Source organism: Propioniciclava sp. MC1683 (assembly GCF_014164675.1).
GTDB lineage: Bacteria > Actinomycetota > Actinomycetes > Propionibacteriales > Propionibacteriaceae > Propioniciclava.
In genome coordinates this window covers 369,196-384,377 of the sequence record NZ_JACJFX010000001.1, presented here as the reverse complement: position 1 = coordinate 384,377, position 15,182 = coordinate 369,196, and the positions used below count along the sequence as shown (strand labels likewise).

At 73.6% G+C, this 15,182-nt stretch carries 13 protein-coding genes; 1 reads left to right on the top strand and 12 read right to left on the bottom strand.

The features are described 5' to 3' along the window. Positions 1 to 34: 34 nt before the first annotated feature. The 12 genes from H5397_RS01860 to mraZ all read right to left on the bottom strand — a co-directional run bounded on the left by H5397_RS01860 (position 35) and on the right by mraZ (position 14,066). Positions 35 to 757 carry a cell division protein FtsQ/DivIB gene (locus tag H5397_RS01860; RefSeq protein WP_182814591.1) on the bottom strand — a complete coding sequence of 241 codons (723 nt, stop codon included), beginning with the start codon at positions 755 to 757 and terminating at the stop codon, positions 35 to 37. After that, positions 754 to 2,172 (bottom strand): UDP-N-acetylmuramate--L-alanine ligase, encoded by a 1,419-nt coding sequence (gene murC, locus H5397_RS01855; protein WP_182814633.1) that lies wholly within the window; start codon positions 2,170 to 2,172, stop codon positions 754 to 756. The genes H5397_RS01860 and murC overlap by 4 nt, the downstream gene beginning before the upstream one ends. 1 nt (position 2,173) lies before the next feature. Then, positions 2,174 to 3,268: an undecaprenyldiphospho-muramoylpentapeptide beta-N-acetylglucosaminyltransferase gene (gene murG, locus H5397_RS01850; RefSeq protein ID WP_182814590.1), complete on the bottom strand. Its 1,095-nt coding sequence runs from the start codon at positions 3,266 to 3,268 to the stop codon at positions 2,174 to 2,176. A gap of 12 nt (positions 3,269 to 3,280) precedes the next feature. Next, positions 3,281 to 4,567 carry a putative lipid II flippase FtsW gene (gene ftsW / locus H5397_RS01845; protein ID WP_220491877.1) on the bottom strand — a complete coding sequence of 429 codons (1,287 nt, stop codon included), beginning with the start codon at positions 4,565 to 4,567 and terminating at the stop codon, positions 3,281 to 3,283. A gap of 22 nt (positions 4,568 to 4,589) precedes the next feature. Beyond that, positions 4,590 to 6,068: a UDP-N-acetylmuramoyl-L-alanine--D-glutamate ligase gene (gene murD, locus H5397_RS01840; protein WP_182814589.1), complete on the bottom strand. Its 1,479-nt coding sequence runs from the start codon at positions 6,066 to 6,068 to the stop codon at positions 4,590 to 4,592. Beyond that, positions 6,050 to 7,120 (bottom strand): phospho-N-acetylmuramoyl-pentapeptide-transferase, encoded by a 1,071-nt coding sequence (mraY, locus tag H5397_RS01835; RefSeq protein ID WP_182814588.1) that lies wholly within the window; start codon positions 7,118 to 7,120, stop codon positions 6,050 to 6,052. The genes murD and mraY overlap by 19 nt, the downstream gene beginning before the upstream one ends. Then, positions 7,117 to 8,541 (bottom strand): UDP-N-acetylmuramoyl-tripeptide--D-alanyl-D-alanine ligase, encoded by a 1,425-nt coding sequence (gene murF, locus H5397_RS01830; protein WP_375539398.1) that lies wholly within the window; start codon positions 8,539 to 8,541, stop codon positions 7,117 to 7,119. The genes mraY and murF overlap by 4 nt, the downstream gene beginning before the upstream one ends. A 10-nt stretch (positions 8,542 to 8,551) precedes the next feature. After that, a complete protein-coding gene (locus H5397_RS01825) occupies positions 8,552 to 10,051 on the bottom strand; it encodes a UDP-N-acetylmuramoyl-L-alanyl-D-glutamate--2,6-diaminopimelate ligase (protein WP_182814586.1) in 1,500 nt (499 codons plus the stop codon). Continuing rightward, positions 10,051 to 11,904, bottom strand: a complete 1,854-nt coding sequence (locus H5397_RS01820; RefSeq protein WP_182814585.1) for a penicillin-binding protein 2 — start codon at positions 11,902 to 11,904, stop codon at positions 10,051 to 10,053. The genes H5397_RS01825 and H5397_RS01820 overlap by 1 nt, the downstream gene beginning before the upstream one ends. Then, the gene (locus H5397_RS01815; RefSeq protein ID WP_182814584.1) at positions 11,901 to 12,545 is read right to left on the bottom strand and encodes a hypothetical protein; all 645 of its coding nucleotides are present in this window, start codon (positions 12,543 to 12,545) and stop codon (positions 11,901 to 11,903) included. Before H5397_RS01815 ends, H5397_RS01820 begins: the two co-directional genes overlap by 4 nt. After that, positions 12,542 to 13,504 carry a 16S rRNA (cytosine(1402)-N(4))-methyltransferase RsmH gene (gene rsmH / locus H5397_RS01810; RefSeq protein ID WP_182814583.1) on the bottom strand — a complete coding sequence of 321 codons (963 nt, stop codon included), beginning with the start codon at positions 13,502 to 13,504 and terminating at the stop codon, positions 12,542 to 12,544. The genes H5397_RS01815 and rsmH overlap by 4 nt, the downstream gene beginning before the upstream one ends. Positions 13,505 to 13,619: 115 nt before the next feature. After that, positions 13,620 to 14,066: a division/cell wall cluster transcriptional repressor MraZ gene (gene mraZ / locus H5397_RS01805; protein WP_182814582.1), complete on the bottom strand. Its 447-nt coding sequence runs from the start codon at positions 14,064 to 14,066 to the stop codon at positions 13,620 to 13,622. A gap of 142 nt (positions 14,067 to 14,208) precedes the next feature. On the opposite strand from mraZ, the gene H5397_RS01800 reads away from it, so the two are divergent. Next, positions 14,209 to 15,177, top strand: coding sequence for a MoxR family ATPase (locus tag H5397_RS01800; protein WP_309224248.1), 969 nt, complete (start codon positions 14,209 to 14,211; stop codon positions 15,175 to 15,177). The last annotated feature ends 5 nt before the right edge of the window (positions 15,178 to 15,182 follow it).

The following is a 15,182-nucleotide window of genomic DNA, read 5'->3' as shown; positions in this document are numbered from 1 at the left end:
CCTGTGGTTGAGGGTTGAGGTCGAACCCTCGACCTCACCGGGTGGTCGGGTGGGTGGGCGCGGAGACGTCGTACTCCTTGGCCTCCACCTTCAGCAGCGGCACGACGACGTCCGCCTTGAGCTCGGCCTCCTCGGCGCTTCCCCACAGGATCCTGCGTCCGTCCTCGAGGGTGATCGTCACCGAGTCCACGGTGTCGGCCTGGATGTACTCGGCCTGGGACCGCACCTCGCCGGGCAGGCTCGTCGCCACGGCGGCCAGCGTCGCGAGGACGTTCTCGTCGGCCAGCCCGCCCCGGGCGACCATGACGCCCTCCGGGCGCTCCTCGCTCGTGTGGAACGACCGGCCCTCCCCGGAGACCCACACCCACGTGCCGGGCAGCTCCAGCACGAGCTGCGGCGTCCATTCGGTGACCGTGAGCAGGACGGCGTCGGGCCAGGCCCGCGTGGCGTGGACGGACGCGACCGCGGGCAGCGTGCCGGTCACCCGCGCCTCGGCGGCCGCGGCGTTCACCCGCGCCAGCGGCGTCCCCAGCGGGACGGCAGCCGCGGCCACGACCTGGTCGACCGGGACCAGCGTCGCGCCCTCGACGCGCACCTCGCGCACGGCCAGCCACGGCGAGCCCAGCACGACCCACGCCACGCCGCCGATGACGGCAAGGACCCCCGCCACGATCCCGGCGACGACGAGGCGGCGCCTCAGCCTCGCCCGGGCGCGCCGGCGGCGGGCCCCGGTGACGTCGACCAGCGGTTCAGTCACGCCCGCTCCTCCAGCAGGGCGACCAGGGCCGGACCGGCCGTGGTGATGCTGCCCGCGCCGATGGTCAGCACGAGGTCACCCGGTCGGACGAGGTCGGCCAGAATCGGGGCGACGTCGGCGAGATCCTCGACCACGGTGGCGTCGTGCCCCAGCGCGCGCACGCGGTCGGCGAGCGCGGTCGCCGTGACGCCCGGGAAGTCGGCCGCCTCCTCGCGGGCGGGGTAGATGCCGCAGACGACGACCTCGTCGGCCAGGGACAGCGCCGCGGCGAACTCGTCCAGGAAGTCGCGCGTGCGGCTGAACAGGTGGGGCTGGAAGCAGGCCACGAGGCGTCCACCCTCGACGACCCGGGGCCGGGCCGCCCGCAGCAGCGCGGCGACCTCGGTCGGGTGGTGGGCGTAGTCGTCGAAGACGCGCACGCCGCCGACCTCGCCCTTGGCCTCGAAGCGGCGGTGGGTGCCGGTGAAGGTGCCCAGCGCCTCGCGCAGGGCGGGACCGGGCAGGGCGAGCGCGCGGCCCACGGCGTAGGCGGCCGTCGCGTTGTGCAGGTTGTAGCGGCCGGGGACGGCCAGCGCGAGGCGTCCGGTGTCGTCGGCGGCGGTCAGCGTGGCCGCCGTCACGTCGGGGGTGAGCTCGAGCTGGGTCAGGCGCACGTCGGCGTCGGCGGACTCGCCGTAGGTCACCACGGTGCGGCCGAGCCCGCGCAGGGTGTCGGCCACCTCCCGTGAGACGGGTTCGTCGGCGGTCATCACGACGACCTCGACGCCCTCGGCCGAGCCGAGCCGCACGAAGCCGTCGACGTAGGCGGCGGGCGTGCCCCAGTTGTCGAGGTGGTCGGCCTCGATGTTGGTGATCACCACGACCTGGGCCGGGTACTGCAGGAAGGAGCCGTCGGACTCGTCGGCCTCGACCACGAAGGCCTCGCCGGTGCCGAGCGCCGCGCTCTCCCCCGTCGTGGCCAGGGGCGAGCCGATCACGTAGCCGGGGTCGGTCCCGAGTCGGGTCAGCATGGTGGCCACCATCCCGGTGGTCGTGGTCTTGCCGTGGGTCCCGGTGATGGCGACGCCGCGGCGTCCGAGCATGAGGGCCCCGAGGGCCGCGGACCGGTGCCAGACGCGCAGGCCGCGGCGGTGGGCCTCGTCCAGCTCGGGGTTGCCGGGCTTGATCGCCGACGACACCACGACGGTGCGCGCGTCCCCCAGTTGGGCGGCGTCGTGGCCGACATGGGTGCGGACGCCGGCCGCGGCCAGCTTGCGGAGCGCGGCGGAGTCGTCGCGGTCCGAGCCGGAGACCTCGAGCCCCAGGTCGGCGTAGGCCTGGGCGATGCCGCTCATGCCGGCGCCGCCGATGGCGATGAAGTGGACGGGCCCGACCTCGGCGGCCGGGACCAGGTCGACGGGCTGCACCAGGGGCATGTCAGGCACCCGCCTGCTCGAGGACGAGGCGGGCCAGGTCGGCGGCGGCGTCGCGCGGGACGAGCCCGGCCAGGCGCTCGCGCATCCCGGTGAGCCGCTGGGGGTCGGTCAGCAGCGGCAGCGCCTCGGCCAGCAGGCGCGGGCCGTCGAACTCGCTGTTCGGCACCACGACCCCGGCGTCGGCCTCGACGATGAAGTCGGCGTTGCGCGCCTGCTCCCCGTTGCCGTGGGGGAGGGGGACGAACACGACCGGGAGTCCGACCGTCGCGGTCTCGACCACCGTGCCGGCCCCCGAGCGCCCGACCATCAGGTCGGCGGCGGCGTAGGCCTGCTCCATGGCATCGACGTAGCCGACCGGTACGTAGCGGGCGCCCGTGCCCGGGTCCTCGATCGTGGTGTGCGCGTCGGTGAGGTTCTTCGGGCCGAGCACGTGCAGGATGTCGACCCCCGCGGCCAGGAGCTCGGCGCGCGCCGCCTCGGTGGCCTTGTTGATCGCCACCGCGCCCTGCGAACCGCCCGAGACGAGCAGAAGCGGGCGGTCGCTGCCGAAGCCCAGCGCCTCGCGGGCGGCCGCGCGGTCAGCGACCGGGTCGAGGTCGGTGATGGCGGCCCGGACGGGCAGGCCGACGAAGCGGGCGTGCGGCAGGGGCGTCTTCGGGAAGGAGACCGCGACCACCTTGGCGAAGCGCGCCGCGATCTTGTTGGCCAGCCCGGGCACCGCGTTCTGCTCGTGGAGCACGACCGGGACGCGCCGCGCGAGGGCGGCGAGGTACACCGGCAGGGAGACGTAACCGCCGAAGCCGACGACGGCGTCCGCGTCCACGTCGTCGAGGATGCCGATGGCCTGCTGGACGGCACCCGCGAGACGTCCGGGGACGCGGAGCAGCTCGGGGGTCGCCTTCCGCGGGAGCGGGACCGGCGGGATCATCCGCAGTTCGAGGCCGGCGGCCGGGATCACCCGGGACTCCAGGCCCTTCGGCGTGCCGACACAGGTCAGCCGGACGCCGGGGTGCGCCTCACGCAGCCGCTCGGCCGTCGCGATGAGCGGCGAGGTGTGGCCGGCGGTGCCCCCGCCGGCCAGGACGATCGAAACCATGGGTCTCCTCCATCAGGACGGGCTGCGGGCCGGCAGGATCGCCGACAGCCTGCGCCGGGGTGCCTTCGCCTTGGCGCGTCGCCGCAGCCAGGCCTTCGCCTCGGGCTCGTCGCGCGCGCAGGCCACGAGAATGCCGACGGCCATGACGTTGGCCAGCAGCGCCGACCCACCGTACGACAGGAACGGCAGCGGGACGCCCAGCACGGGCAGCAGGCCCAGCACCACGAGGATGTTGATCGAGGCCTGCATGAGCAGCCAGGCGGTGATGCCGGCCGCGACCCAGCGGGTGAAGAAGGTGGAGCCGCGCAGGGCGATCCGGACGCCGGCCCAGGCGAGCATGACGAACAGGCCGAGCACGAGGAGGGTGCCGATGAGGCCGAGCTCCTCGCCGATGATCGCGAGCACGTAGTCGGTGTGAGCCTCGGCCAGGCTGCCCCACTTCTGGCGGCTGCGCCCGAGGCCCACGCCCAGCCAGCCGCCGCTAGCCAGCCCGTAGAGGGCCTGCAGCGGCTGGTGGTTGATGCCGGTCGGGTCGGACGTCGGGTCGAGGAAGCCCAGGATGCGGGCGACGCGTGACTCGTTGAGGGTGACGAGCACGCCCGCGGCCACGACGATCATGGCCATCATGCCGCCCAGCACCTTCAGCGGTGCGCCCACGCACCACAGGATCGCGAGCATGAGGGCGCCGAGGATGATCGCGGTGCCGAGGTCGCGCTGGAGGACGACGAGGCCGATGAGCAGCAGGGAGAACGGGACGAACGGCACCAGCAGGTGCTTGGGTTCGTTGAGCAGCTTCCGCTTGTTGGCCAGCACCGCGCTGCCCCACACCACCAGGGCCAGCTTGGCCAGCTCGGCGGGCTGCAGCCGGAGCATCTGGCCGGGGCCGCCGAAGTTGAGCCAGTTCTTGTTGCCGCCGACGCCGTAGCCCAGGCCGGGCACGAAGGTCAGGCACAGCAACAACGCGGCGAGCCCGAAGGCCACCCAACCCAGGGCGCGGAGCTTCTCGGGCGGCACCCGCGAGGCCACGAAGCCGGCGATCAGCGCCACGACCAGGAAGACCAGGTGGCGCTCCATGAAGTAGAAGGCGTCCCCGAACTGGCGGTACGCGAAGACAGTGGACGCCGACCACACCATGAGGGCGCCGAGGCCGAGCAGGATGGCGGTGGGCACGGTGACCAGGACCACGTCGGCCATCGGGTGCGACAGCCAGCCCGAGGCCGTGTCGGCGATGGTGTTCTCGCGACCCTTGCGGCGGGCGCTCGACGGCTTGGGGGGCCTGCTGGGGGTCAGGATCGCCACCGCCGTCCTCCTGTCTGCTCGTCTAGTCCTGTGCCCGGGCCCGGGCCGCCTCGGTGAAGTCGCGCCCGCGGGCGTCGTACCCGGTCCACATGTCCCTGCTGGCACATCCGGGCGCCAGGAGGACCGTGTCGCCCGGGGAAGCCAGGCCCGCCGCGGCAGCGACTGCCTCGGCCATGGCCCCAGTCTCGCCGTTGTCGATCACGATCACCGGGACGTCGGGCGCGTGTCGGGCAAGCGCGCCGGCGATCACCGCGCGGTCGACGCCAAGCAGCACCGCGCCCTTCAGCTTGGGGCCGTAGGTGGTGACGAGATCGTCGAAGGAGGTGCCCTTGGCCTGCCCGCCGGCGATCCACACGATCGAGTCGAACGCGCGCATCGAGGACGCCGCGGCGTGCGGGTTGGTCGCCTTGGAGTCGTCGACCCAGCGCACACCGCCGCCCTCGGCCACGGTCTGGATCCGGTGGTCGCCGATCTCGAGGTCGCGCAGCCCCTGCGCGACCGCTTGGGGCGGGACGCCGAAGCTGCGGGCCAGCGCGGCCGCGGCCAGCGCGTTCTCCACGTTGTGCGGCGCGAACGGGCGGACGTCGGAGAGCTCGGCCAGCGGCATCGCCGAGTCGCGGCGCTGCTCGACGAACGCGCGGTCGACCAGGAGGTCGTCGACGACGCCGAGCATCGACGGGGCCGGCACCTCGAGGCGGAACCCGATCGCCCGGGCGCCCTCGGTGACGTCGGCCTCCTCGACCATCTTCTCGGTGGCCGGGTCGGCGACGTTGTAGACGCAGGAGTGCGTCACCCGCTCGTAGATCTTCGCCTTGTCGGCGGCGTAGGCCGCGTAGGGGTCGTCCTCGTGGGCGTACCACTCCAGGTGGTCGGCCTGCAGGTTGAGGACGGCGGCCGAGTGCAGGGCCAGCGTGTCGGACCAGTGCAGCTGGAAGCTCGACAGCTCCACGGCGAACACGTCGTAGTCGACCTCGTCGAGGATCGCCTCGATGATGGGGCGTCCGACGTTGCCGACCGCGGCGGCCTTGAGGCCCGCCGCCAGCAGCATCGACTCGAGCATGTTCGTGGTGGTGGTCTTGCCGTTGGTGCCGGTGATGCCGAGCCACGGCACCACGCGGTCGGGCTGCATCATGCGCCAGGCCAGCTCGACCTCGCCCCACACCGGGACGCCCCGCTCGGCGGCCCGCAGCAGCAGCGGCGCCGTCGGGCGCCACCCGGGCGAGGTGACGACGAGGTGGACGCCCTCGGGCAGGGTGCCCGTCGCTCCGGCGCCGAGGGTGACCTCGACGTCGAGCGCGCGCAGCAGCTCGGCCTTGTCGCGGTTGGCGGGGGTGTCGGCCTCGTCGAGCACGACGATCCGGCCGGCGCCCAGGGCCATGAGCCCGTCGGCGGCCGCGTAGCCGGAGGTGCCGAGGCCTGCCACCACGACCGTGGCCTCGCGCCACGGGGAGAGGCGGTCGGCGGACGCGATCCAGTCGAGGGTCACAGGTTCACCACCCATTCGGCGTAGAAGATGCCGGTGCCGAGCGCGACGAAGATGCCGCAGATGATCCAGAAGCGGACGACGACGGTCTGCTCGGCCCAGCCGACCATCTCGAAGTGGTGGTGCAGGGGCGCCATCTTGAACAGGCGCTTGCCCTTGGACAGCTTGAAGAAGCCCACCTGGAGGACCACCGACAGGGTGATGAGCACGAACATGCCGCCGAGGATGACGACGAGCAGCTCGGTGCGGGTGAGGATCGCCAGGCCGGCGACGGCACCGCCGAGGGCCAGCGAGCCCGAGTCGCCCATGAAGATCTTGGCCGGGGAGGCGTTCCACCACAGGAAGCCGAAGCAGGCGCCGGCCAGCGCCATGGAGATGGCGGCCAGGTCGTTGGGGTCGCGCACCTCGTAGCACAGCGGGCCGGTGGTCGACAGGGTCGCGCACCACTGGTTGTACTGCCACAGGTTCACCAGCGCGAAGGCGGCGAACACCATGGTGGACAGGCCGGTGGCGAGGCCGTCGAGGCCGTCGGAGAGGTTCACGCCGTTGGAGAGCGCCGCGATGATGAAGACGATCCAGGCCAGGCCGAGCCACGGCCCCAGGTCGAGCCACTGGATGTCGCGCAGGAACGACACGTAGGTCGAGGCGGGCGTGAGGCCGCGCTCGTTGGGGAACTGGAAGGCCGCATAACCGAACGCCACCGCGATCAGCGTCTGCAGGATCAGCTTGGCCTTGCTGTTGAGGCCCAGGCTGCGGGCGCGGGAGATCTTGATCCAGTCGTCGAGGAAGCCCACGAAGCCCAGGCCGGTGAACAGCCCGAGCAGGAGCAGGCCGGACACGGTCGGGGGCCGCCACAGGATCAGGTGCGCCAGCGTGTAGGCCAGCAGGACGCTGAGGATGATCGCGATGCCGCCCATCGTGGGCGTGCCCGCCTTCTTCAGGTGCTCCTTGGGGCCGTCGTCACGGACGTACTGCCCGTACCCGCGGCTCACCAGGACGTGGATGGCCAGACGGGTGCCCACGAGTGTCCCGACGAGGCCGAGCGCGCCGGCCAGCAGCATCATGATCATCGGTGCGATTCTCCTTCGTCGTCGGCGCCCGCCAGGGCCTCCGCCACGGTCTCGAGTGCGAGGCCGCGGGACGCCTTGACCAGCACCACATCGCGAGGACCCAGGCTCGCGCGCAGGTGGCGCGTGAGCTCGTCCTTGCCCTCTAGATACTGGCCGCGGCCGCCCCCGGCGGCAACTGCGTCGATGACGTGGTTGCCAAACGCGCCGATCGCCAGGACCTCGTCGACCCCCAGGCGCGCGGCGAGCTCCCCCACCGCGCGGTGTGCCTGTGCGGAGGTGTCGCCGAGCTCCAGCATGTCCCCCACCGCGGCGACGACCCGGCCGCCGTCGCGGCGCAGGCCGGCGAGGCTGGTCAGGGCGGCGGCCATGGAGTCGGGGTTGGCGTTGTAGGCGTCGTTGAGGATGGCCAGGCCGTCGGCGCGGGTGACCAGCTCCATGCGCCAGCGCGACTGTGGGCGCGCGCTGGTGAGGGCCTCCGCCACGCCCGGCAGGTCGCAGCCGGCCGCCAGCGCGACCGCGGCGGCGGCCAGCGCGTTGGCCACGTTGTGGCGACCGAGGACGCCCAGGGCCACCGGCTCGCTGCCGGTGACGGCGCCGTCGGCGTGGAGGGTGAACGAGAAGCGCTGCAGGTCGTCGGCGACGACATCGGACGCCCACACGCGCAGGTCGCCCCCCTCCGGCTCGCCGGCGTCGGCGAACCAGGCGACGCGGGCGCGCCTCCGCGACGCCATGGCGGCGACGAGGGGGTCGGCGGCGTTGAGGACGGCCCAGCCGTCGGCGTCCAGCGCCTCGACGAGCTCGCCCTTGGCCTGCGCGATGCCCTCCACGGAGCCGAACTCCCCCACGTGGGCGTGGCCGACGTTGAGGACCGCGCCGATGTCGGGCGGGGTGACCTCCGTGAGCGCGCGCACGTGGCCGATGCCGCGCGCGCCCATCTCGGCGACGAGGAAGCGGGTGGCGCCGTCCACGCGGCAGGCGGTCAGCGGCGCCCCGATCTCGTTGTTGAACGAGCCGGGCGGCACCACGGTCGCGCCGAAGCGGCCGAGCACCTGCCCGATGAGGTCCTTGGTCGAGGTCTTGCCCGAGGAACCGGTCACCCCGACGACCACGAGGCCACCGGCGTGGCCGGCGTCGACGGTGTGTCGCGCCAGGCGCTGCAGGGCGGCGACCGGGTCGTCGACGACCACCTGGGCCAGGTCGGCGTCCACCTCGCGGGCGGTCAGCGCGGCGGCCGCACCCCCGGACGCCGCGGCGTCCAGGTAGTCGTGGCCGTCGACGCGCTCGCCCGGGATGGCCACGAAGACCGAGCCGGGCGTGGCCCGGCGGGAGTCGATGACGACGTCGGGCCCCACGCGGGCACCGGGGTCGGCGGCGCGGACCAGGCGCCCGCCCGTCGCGCGGGCCAGCTCGTCGAGCGTGATGGGTTCCACGTCACTCCCCCCAGGTCTCGCGGATCACCGCGACGTCGTCGAACGGGCTGATGACGCCAGCGACGTCCTGCCCCGTCTCGTGGCCCTTGCCGAGCACCGCCACCCAGTCGGCGGGCCGGGCCAGGCGCAGGGCCCGCGCGATCGCGGCGCGGCGGTCGCCGCCGTCGACGACCTCGGCGCCTCCGGCCTCCCGGGCACCGGCCAGCACGGCGGCCCGGATCGCGGCCGGTTCCTCGCTGCGCGGGTTGTCGTCGGTGACGACGACCAGGTCGGCCGCCTCCGCGGCGGCGCGCCCCATCGGGCCGCGCTTGCTCGGGTCGCGGTCGCCGCCGGCGCCGAGCACGGCGATGCGGCGTCCGGTGCGCGGCAGCGCCGCCAGGGCGGCGGCCACGGCCTGCGGGGTGTGGGCGAAGTCGACCACGGCGTGCGGGGCGTCCGGCCCCAGGTCGACGCGCTGCATCCGGCCCGGGACCTGGGCCGCGGCGAGCCCGGCGGCCGCGGCGTCCACGTCGAGGCCGGCCGCGTGCACGAGCCCGAGCGCGGTGACCGCGTTGGCGACGTTGAAGTCGCCCAGCATGGAGAGGTCGAAGACCGTCTCCCCGCCCGGGTGTGCGAGGCGGACGCGGGAGCCCCCGTCGGCCAGCGGCTCGGCCGCCACCACGCGCAGGTCGGCGTCGGCGGCCAGCGTGGTGACCACCCGGGTGCCGTCGGCGCGGGCGAGGTCGGCCAGGCGGCGGCCCCACGGGTCGTCGGTGTTCACGACCGCCGCGCGGGTGCGCCCGTCGACGAACAGGCGGGCCTTCGCCGCGAAGTACTCCTCGAGCGTGTGGTGGAACTCGAGGTGGTCCTGGCCCAGCATGGTGAAGCCGGCGGCGTCGAAGGTGAGGGCGTCCGCGCGGTGGAGGGCCAGCGCGTGGCTGCTGACCTCCATGGCGACGGTGTCGGCCCCCCGCTCGCGCAGGACGGCGAGGAGGGCCTGCAGGTCGGGCGCCTCGGGCGTGGTGATGGTGGTGCGGGCCACGTCGAGCGGCTGCCCGGCGACCCGGAACCCGATGGTGCCGATCGTGGCCACGGTGCGGCCGAGGGCGGCCAGCGCGGCCTCGAGGAGGAACACGGTGGAGGTCTTGCCGTTGGTGCCGGTCACGGCGAACAGGTCGAGGGCCTCCCCCGGACGCCCGTACACGTCGGCGACCAGCGGCGCCATCGCGGCCCGCGGGTCGTCGACGACCAGGACGGGCAGGCCGGCGGGCTCGGCGAGGGCCGCACCTGCGGCGTCCGTGAGCACGGCCAGCGCCCCGGCGGCCGCGGCCTGGGCGGCGAAGGAGGCGCCGTGCGCCCGCGCCCCCGGCAGCCCGACGTAGAGGTCGCCCGGGGCCACCGCACGGGAGTCGACGGCCACGCCGGTGAGGACACCTGACGCCCCCGGCAGCAGGTGTGCCAGGGGCAGTCCGGGTGCGGCGGAGGGCCGCAGGGCGCTCGGGTCGGACGTCACGGGAGGCATCATTCCTTGAAGAGGGGCAGCTTCGCCTGGTCGACGTCGTTGCTCGGCTGCACGCCGTAGCGCGGCAGGGCCAGCGACATGATGTCCCGGTAGACCGGGCCCGCCATGCCGAGGCCGGCGCCGAGGGTGTCGGGGCGGGCGATCAGCACGTAGACCAGGATCTGCGGGTCCTCGACGGGTGCCACGCCGACGATCGAGGCCACCTGGCCGGCGTAGCCGCCGGTGGCGGCCTGCAGGCGGGCGGTGCCGGTCTTGGTGCCGGTCCGGTAGCCGGGGATCTTCAGCTGCGCCTCGCTGTCGAGCGTGCGCTGCTCCATCATCTCGACGGTGGCGCGGGCGGCCTCCTCCGAGACCACGCGGTGCGTCTCCGGCGCGGCCACCGGGACGAGCGGACCCCCGTGGTCACCGGTCGCCTTGATGATCGAGGGGGCCGTGTACACGCCGTCGTTCGCGACCGCCGAGATGGCCGAGGCCATCTGCAGCGACGTCACCGACAGTCCGTAGCCGTAGGCGATGGAGTCGGCCTGGAACTGCGGCATGCCGGCGCCGGGGAGGCTGCCGGGCTGCTCGCCGGGCAGGCCGAGCGTCGTCTTCTGGCCGAGGCCGAAGCCGGCCATGTAGTCGCGCAGCTGGGCGGGCTCGAGCTCGCGCGCCGCGGTGATCGCGCCGATGTTGGACGACTTGACCAGGATGCCGCGCGTGGTGATGTCGATGTCGCCGTGCTTGAACGCGTCCCGCACGGTGTGCTCGCCCACCTTGACGGTGTCCTTGATCGCGTAGGTGCGGTCGGGGGTGGTGAGGCCGGCGTCCAGCAGCGAGGCGAGGGTGAGCACCTTCTGCACCGAACCCGGCTCGTACATCGCGGTGACCGCACGGTTGCCGGTGTCGCCGGGCGCGGCGTCCCCCGGCTTGTTGGAGTCGTAGGAGGGGTAGTTGGCCAGGGACAGCAGCTCGCCGGTCTCGACGTCCTGCACGATCGCGACGCCCCAGTTGCCGCCGACCTCGTCGACGCGCTCGGCCAGCCGGCGCTCGACCATCCACTGGAGGTCGGCGTCGATGGTCAGTTGGAAGTCCTTGCCGTCGACCGCGGGCGTCAGCGTCTGGTTGCCCAGCGGGATGCGGCCGTTCGGCGAGGTCTCGAACTGCTCGCGGCCCTTGGTGCCGGCCAGCGCGTCCTCCTGCGCGGCCTCCAGGCCGGTGCGGCCCTTGCCCTCGCTCATGAAGCCGACGATGTTGCTGGCCACGCTGCCCATCGGGTAGACGCGCTTGGGGTTGGACTCGCGGAACACGCCGACGTACTTGCCCTTGTTGAGCGCGGCGTTGAGCTCGACCCACACGCTGGAGCGCACCTGCCGGGCCAGGATCGTGTACTTGACCGGGACGGTCTCGCCCTTGGCGTTCGACGTCGTCGCGGTGCGCAGCTTCGCCTCGACCTCCTCGGCAGAAGCGCCCGTGTGGGCGGCGATGATCGCGGCCATCTCCGTCGGGGCGACCGCCGCCTTCGCGCGGTCCGAGTCGCGCATCGCCTCCGGCTCCTTGCCGTTGGTGGCGATCATCGACGGGTCGGCGATCACGTTGACGGTGGCCTCGGTCAGGGCGAGCACTTGGCCGTCACGGCCGGTGATGGTGCCCCGCTGGGCGGGGACGTCGCGGGCCACCGTCATGCGCTGGGCGGCCTCGGAGGCCATCGCCTCGGCGCTGACCACCTGGATCTGCACGGCACGGGCCGCCGCGACCGAGAACAGGATCGCGACGGCGAGGACGAGCACGCGCAGGCGGAACGCGGTCGCCGCCATGCGGGCACGGCCCGAGACGCGAGCCGGCTTGCGACGGGGGGTGGTCGGGCGGGTCATCCCTGGCCTCCCGTGGCGTCGGCGGGGATCGGCTCGGCCGGCGCTTCACCGGCCGGCGGCTGGTCGGCGGGCACGCCCTCGGCGGGGGCCTCGGCCTGGGCCGGGTCGACCGGCGCGGTGGCACCCTCCTCGGGGGTGGTGCCCTCCGCCGGGGCGGCGCCATCCACGGGCGCAGCCTCACCCTCGGCCGGCTCGACGGGGGCCACCGGGGCCGGGCGGACCTTCAGCGAGGGCATCTCGTCGCCGCGGGCCGCGATGGGCTCGCCGAGCACCTCGCCGGAGCTGACGTCGATGAACACCGCGTGCGGGTTGGGCACCATGCCCAGCTCGGTCGCGCGCAGGCCGAGCGACTCGGGGGCCTTCACTCGGTTGACCTGCGCCTCGAGGTCGGAGGCCCGGTAGCCGAGCTCGCTCGCGGTCAGCTGGGCGTCGCGCACCTCGAAGGCCTGGTTCTGCAGCACGGTGGTGAGCACGAGCATGCCCACCATGCCGGAGACGACGATGCCGACCACGAGCACGGCGAAGGTGACCGGCGACAGGCGCCGGGGCGGGCTGATGATGCCCCGCAGCTGCGGGCGGGCCTGGCTGGCCGCCTCACCGATCCGCCGGGGGGTCTCACGGATGGTCTGCCACGCGGTCACGCCGCCACCTCCTGGAGTCGTTCGGTCGCGCGCAGGCGTGCGGACGCCGCGCGGGGGTTGTCGGCCTCTTCCTCGGGGCTGGGACGTTCGGCACCGCGGGTGAGCAGGCGGAAGGCGGCCCGGTGCTCGACCGGGACGATGGGCAGGCCGCGCGGGGCGGTGTCGGTGGACGCCGCGGCGAACGACTGCTTCACCAGGCGGTCCTCCAGGGAGTGGTAGGACAGCACGGCGAGGCGGCCGCCGGGCGCGAGGGCGTCCAGCGCCGCCGGCAGGAGGCCCTCCAGGGCCTCGAGCTCGCGGTTGACCTCGATCCGCAGCGCCTGGAAGGTGCGCTTGGCCGGGTGGCCACCCGTGTGGCGGGCGGCCGCGGGGATGGCGTCCGAGATCACCTGCACCATGCGCGCCGACGTGGTGAACGGGGTCGCCGCGCGCTCGCGGACCAGGGCCCGGGCGATGCGGTCGGCGAAGCGCTCCTCGCCGTAGGTGCGCAGGATGCGGGTCAGCTCGCGCTCGCCGTACGTGTTCACGACGTCGGCGGCGGTGGGGCCGGAGGCCTGCGTCATGCGCATGTCGAGCGGGGCGTCGACGGAGTAGGCGAAGCCGCGCTCGCGCCGGTCGATCTGGAGGCTGGAGAGCCCGAGGTCGGCCAGGATCGCCTGCACCTTCGGCGTCCCGTCCTCGGCCAGAACGTCGGGGAGCTCGTCGTAGACGGCCTCGTAGAGGGCGACGCGGTCGCCGAACTCGGCGAGGCGCTCGCGGGCGATGGCCAGCGCGTCGGCGTCCCGATCGATGCCGACGAGGCGGGCGTGGGGGGAAGTGGAGAGGATCATCCGTGCGTGGCCGGCGAGGCCCAGGGTGCAGTCGACGTAGGTGCCCCCGTCGGCCAGCGCCGGGGAGAGCAGTTCGACGATGCGCGCGGCCATGACGGGAACGTGTCCCGCCTCGACGGCCTGCACCATGCCTGCTCCTCCTTCGTCCCTGCTGAGGGGTTTCGATCCGGGAGGACCACTTGGCACCGGGGAAGTGGTGTCAGGGGGTCCGACCGGGTCGAAGCCTCACGGCAGGGCTCCTGCCTCAGTCCTGCAGGCGGGTCGCCCCGCCCGGGAAGATCTCCTCGTCCATCCGCGCGAACTCCTCGTCCTGCGCGGCCTGGTACGCCTCCCAGGCGGCGAGGTCCCAGACCTCGACCCGGTTGAACGCACCGATCACGGCGATCTCCTTGTCCAGCCCCGCGTAGCCCCTGAGGACCGGCGGGATCGTCACGCGCCCCTGGCTGTCGAGCACCTCCTGTGAGGCACCCGCGGCGAACATGCGCTGGAAGTCACGGATCCCCCTCAGGGTCGAGGGACCGCTCATCGCCGCCTGCGCCTGCCGCTGGAACTCCTCGACGGTGTAGATCGCCAGGCAGCGCTCCTGCCCCTTGGCGATCACCAGTCCGCCACGGAGTTCCTCACGGAACTTCGCCGGGAGGACGAAGCGGTTCTTGTCGTCCACCTTGGGGAAATGGGTGCCCAAGAACATCGGGACCCCTCCCTTCGGCCGCCTTGCTCCTCCACTTCGCCCCACTCTAACCCACTCTCCCCCACCCGAGGCAACGGCACGCCCCTTTTTTCGGTGTCGGCAGCCCCTGTGACGGGATCGGGCGGCCGGTAGGGTGGCGTGGGTGACCACGAACACCACAGCCGTCGACGTGACCGAGGTGACCGGGCTGGCCCAGCGGCTCCGCGACTCCGTGGGGACGGTGATCGAGGGCAAGCCGGACGCCGTGGAGATGGCGCTGGTCGTCCTCCTCGCCGGGGGCCACCTGCTCATCGAGGACGTTCCGGGCGTCGGCAAGACGATGCTCGCCCGCACCCTGGCCCGCTCGATCGACTGCTCCGTCCGCCGGATCCAGTTCACGGCCGACCTGCTGCCCAGCGACATCACCGGCGTGTCGGTGTTCAACCCCCAGACCCGCGGCTTCGAGTTCAAGCCGGGCGGGGTGTTCGCCAACATCGTCATCGGCGACGAGATCAACCGGGCCTCGCCCAAGACCCAGTCGGCGCTGCTCGAGGCGATGGAGGAGGCCCGCGTCTCCGTCGACGGCACGACGCACGAGCTGCCCAGCCCGTTCATGGTGTTCGCCACCCAGAACCCGATCGAGATGCAGGGCACCTATCCCCTGCCCGAGGCGCAGCGCGACCGGTTCATGGCGTCGATCTCGATGGGCTACCCGACCCGGGCCGCCGAGCTGGACATGCTCGAGCACCACGGCGCCAGCAACCCCCTGGACGACCTGCGCCCCGTGACCGACGCCGCGGGCATCCTCGCCGCCCGCCGCCAGGTCGGCGAGGTCTTCGTCCACTCGGCGCTCAAGGACTACGTGGTGTCGATCGTCTCCGCCACGCGCACCTCCGACTCCCTGCGCCTGGGCGCCTCGCCGCGCGCCAGCCTGCAGCTGCTCCGGGCCTCCCGGGCGCGCGCCGCCATGCAGGGCCGCGGCTACGTCATCCCCGAGGACGTGGACGTGCTCACCGTGCCGGTCCTGGCCCACCGCGTCCTGCTGAGCCACCGCGCCCACACGTCGCAGGCGTCCACCGCCGACGTGCTGGCCTCGATCGTCGCGGCGATCCCGACCCCGCGCCGCACTTGAGGGAG

Excerpts from the sequence above, each read along its gene's own strand:
- murC (WP_182814633.1), bottom strand. The coding sequence starts at position 2,172 with ATGCCCCTGGTGCAGCCCGTCGACCTGGTCCCGGCCGCCGAGGTCGGG.
- murG (WP_182814590.1), bottom strand. The coding sequence starts at position 3,268 with ATGGTTTCGATCGTCCTGGCCGGCGGGGGCACCGCCGGCCACACCTCG.
- murD (WP_182814589.1), bottom strand. The coding sequence starts at position 6,068 with ATGGGTGGTGAACCTGTGACCCTCGACTGGATCGCGTCCGCCGACCGC.
- mraY (WP_182814588.1), bottom strand. The coding sequence starts at position 7,120 with ATGATCATGATGCTGCTGGCCGGCGCGCTCGGCCTCGTCGGGACACTC.
- H5397_RS01825 (WP_182814586.1), bottom strand. The coding sequence starts at position 10,051 with ATGCCTCCCGTGACGTCCGACCCGAGCGCCCTGCGGCCCTCCGCCGCA.
- H5397_RS01820 (WP_182814585.1), bottom strand. The coding sequence starts at position 11,904 with ATGACCCGCCCGACCACCCCCCGTCGCAAGCCGGCTCGCGTCTCGGGC.
- rsmH (WP_182814583.1), bottom strand. The coding sequence starts at position 13,504 with ATGGTGCAGGCCGTCGAGGCGGGACACGTTCCCGTCATGGCCGCGCGC.
- mraZ (WP_182814582.1), bottom strand. The coding sequence starts at position 14,066 with ATGTTCTTGGGCACCCATTTCCCCAAGGTGGACGACAAGAACCGCTTC.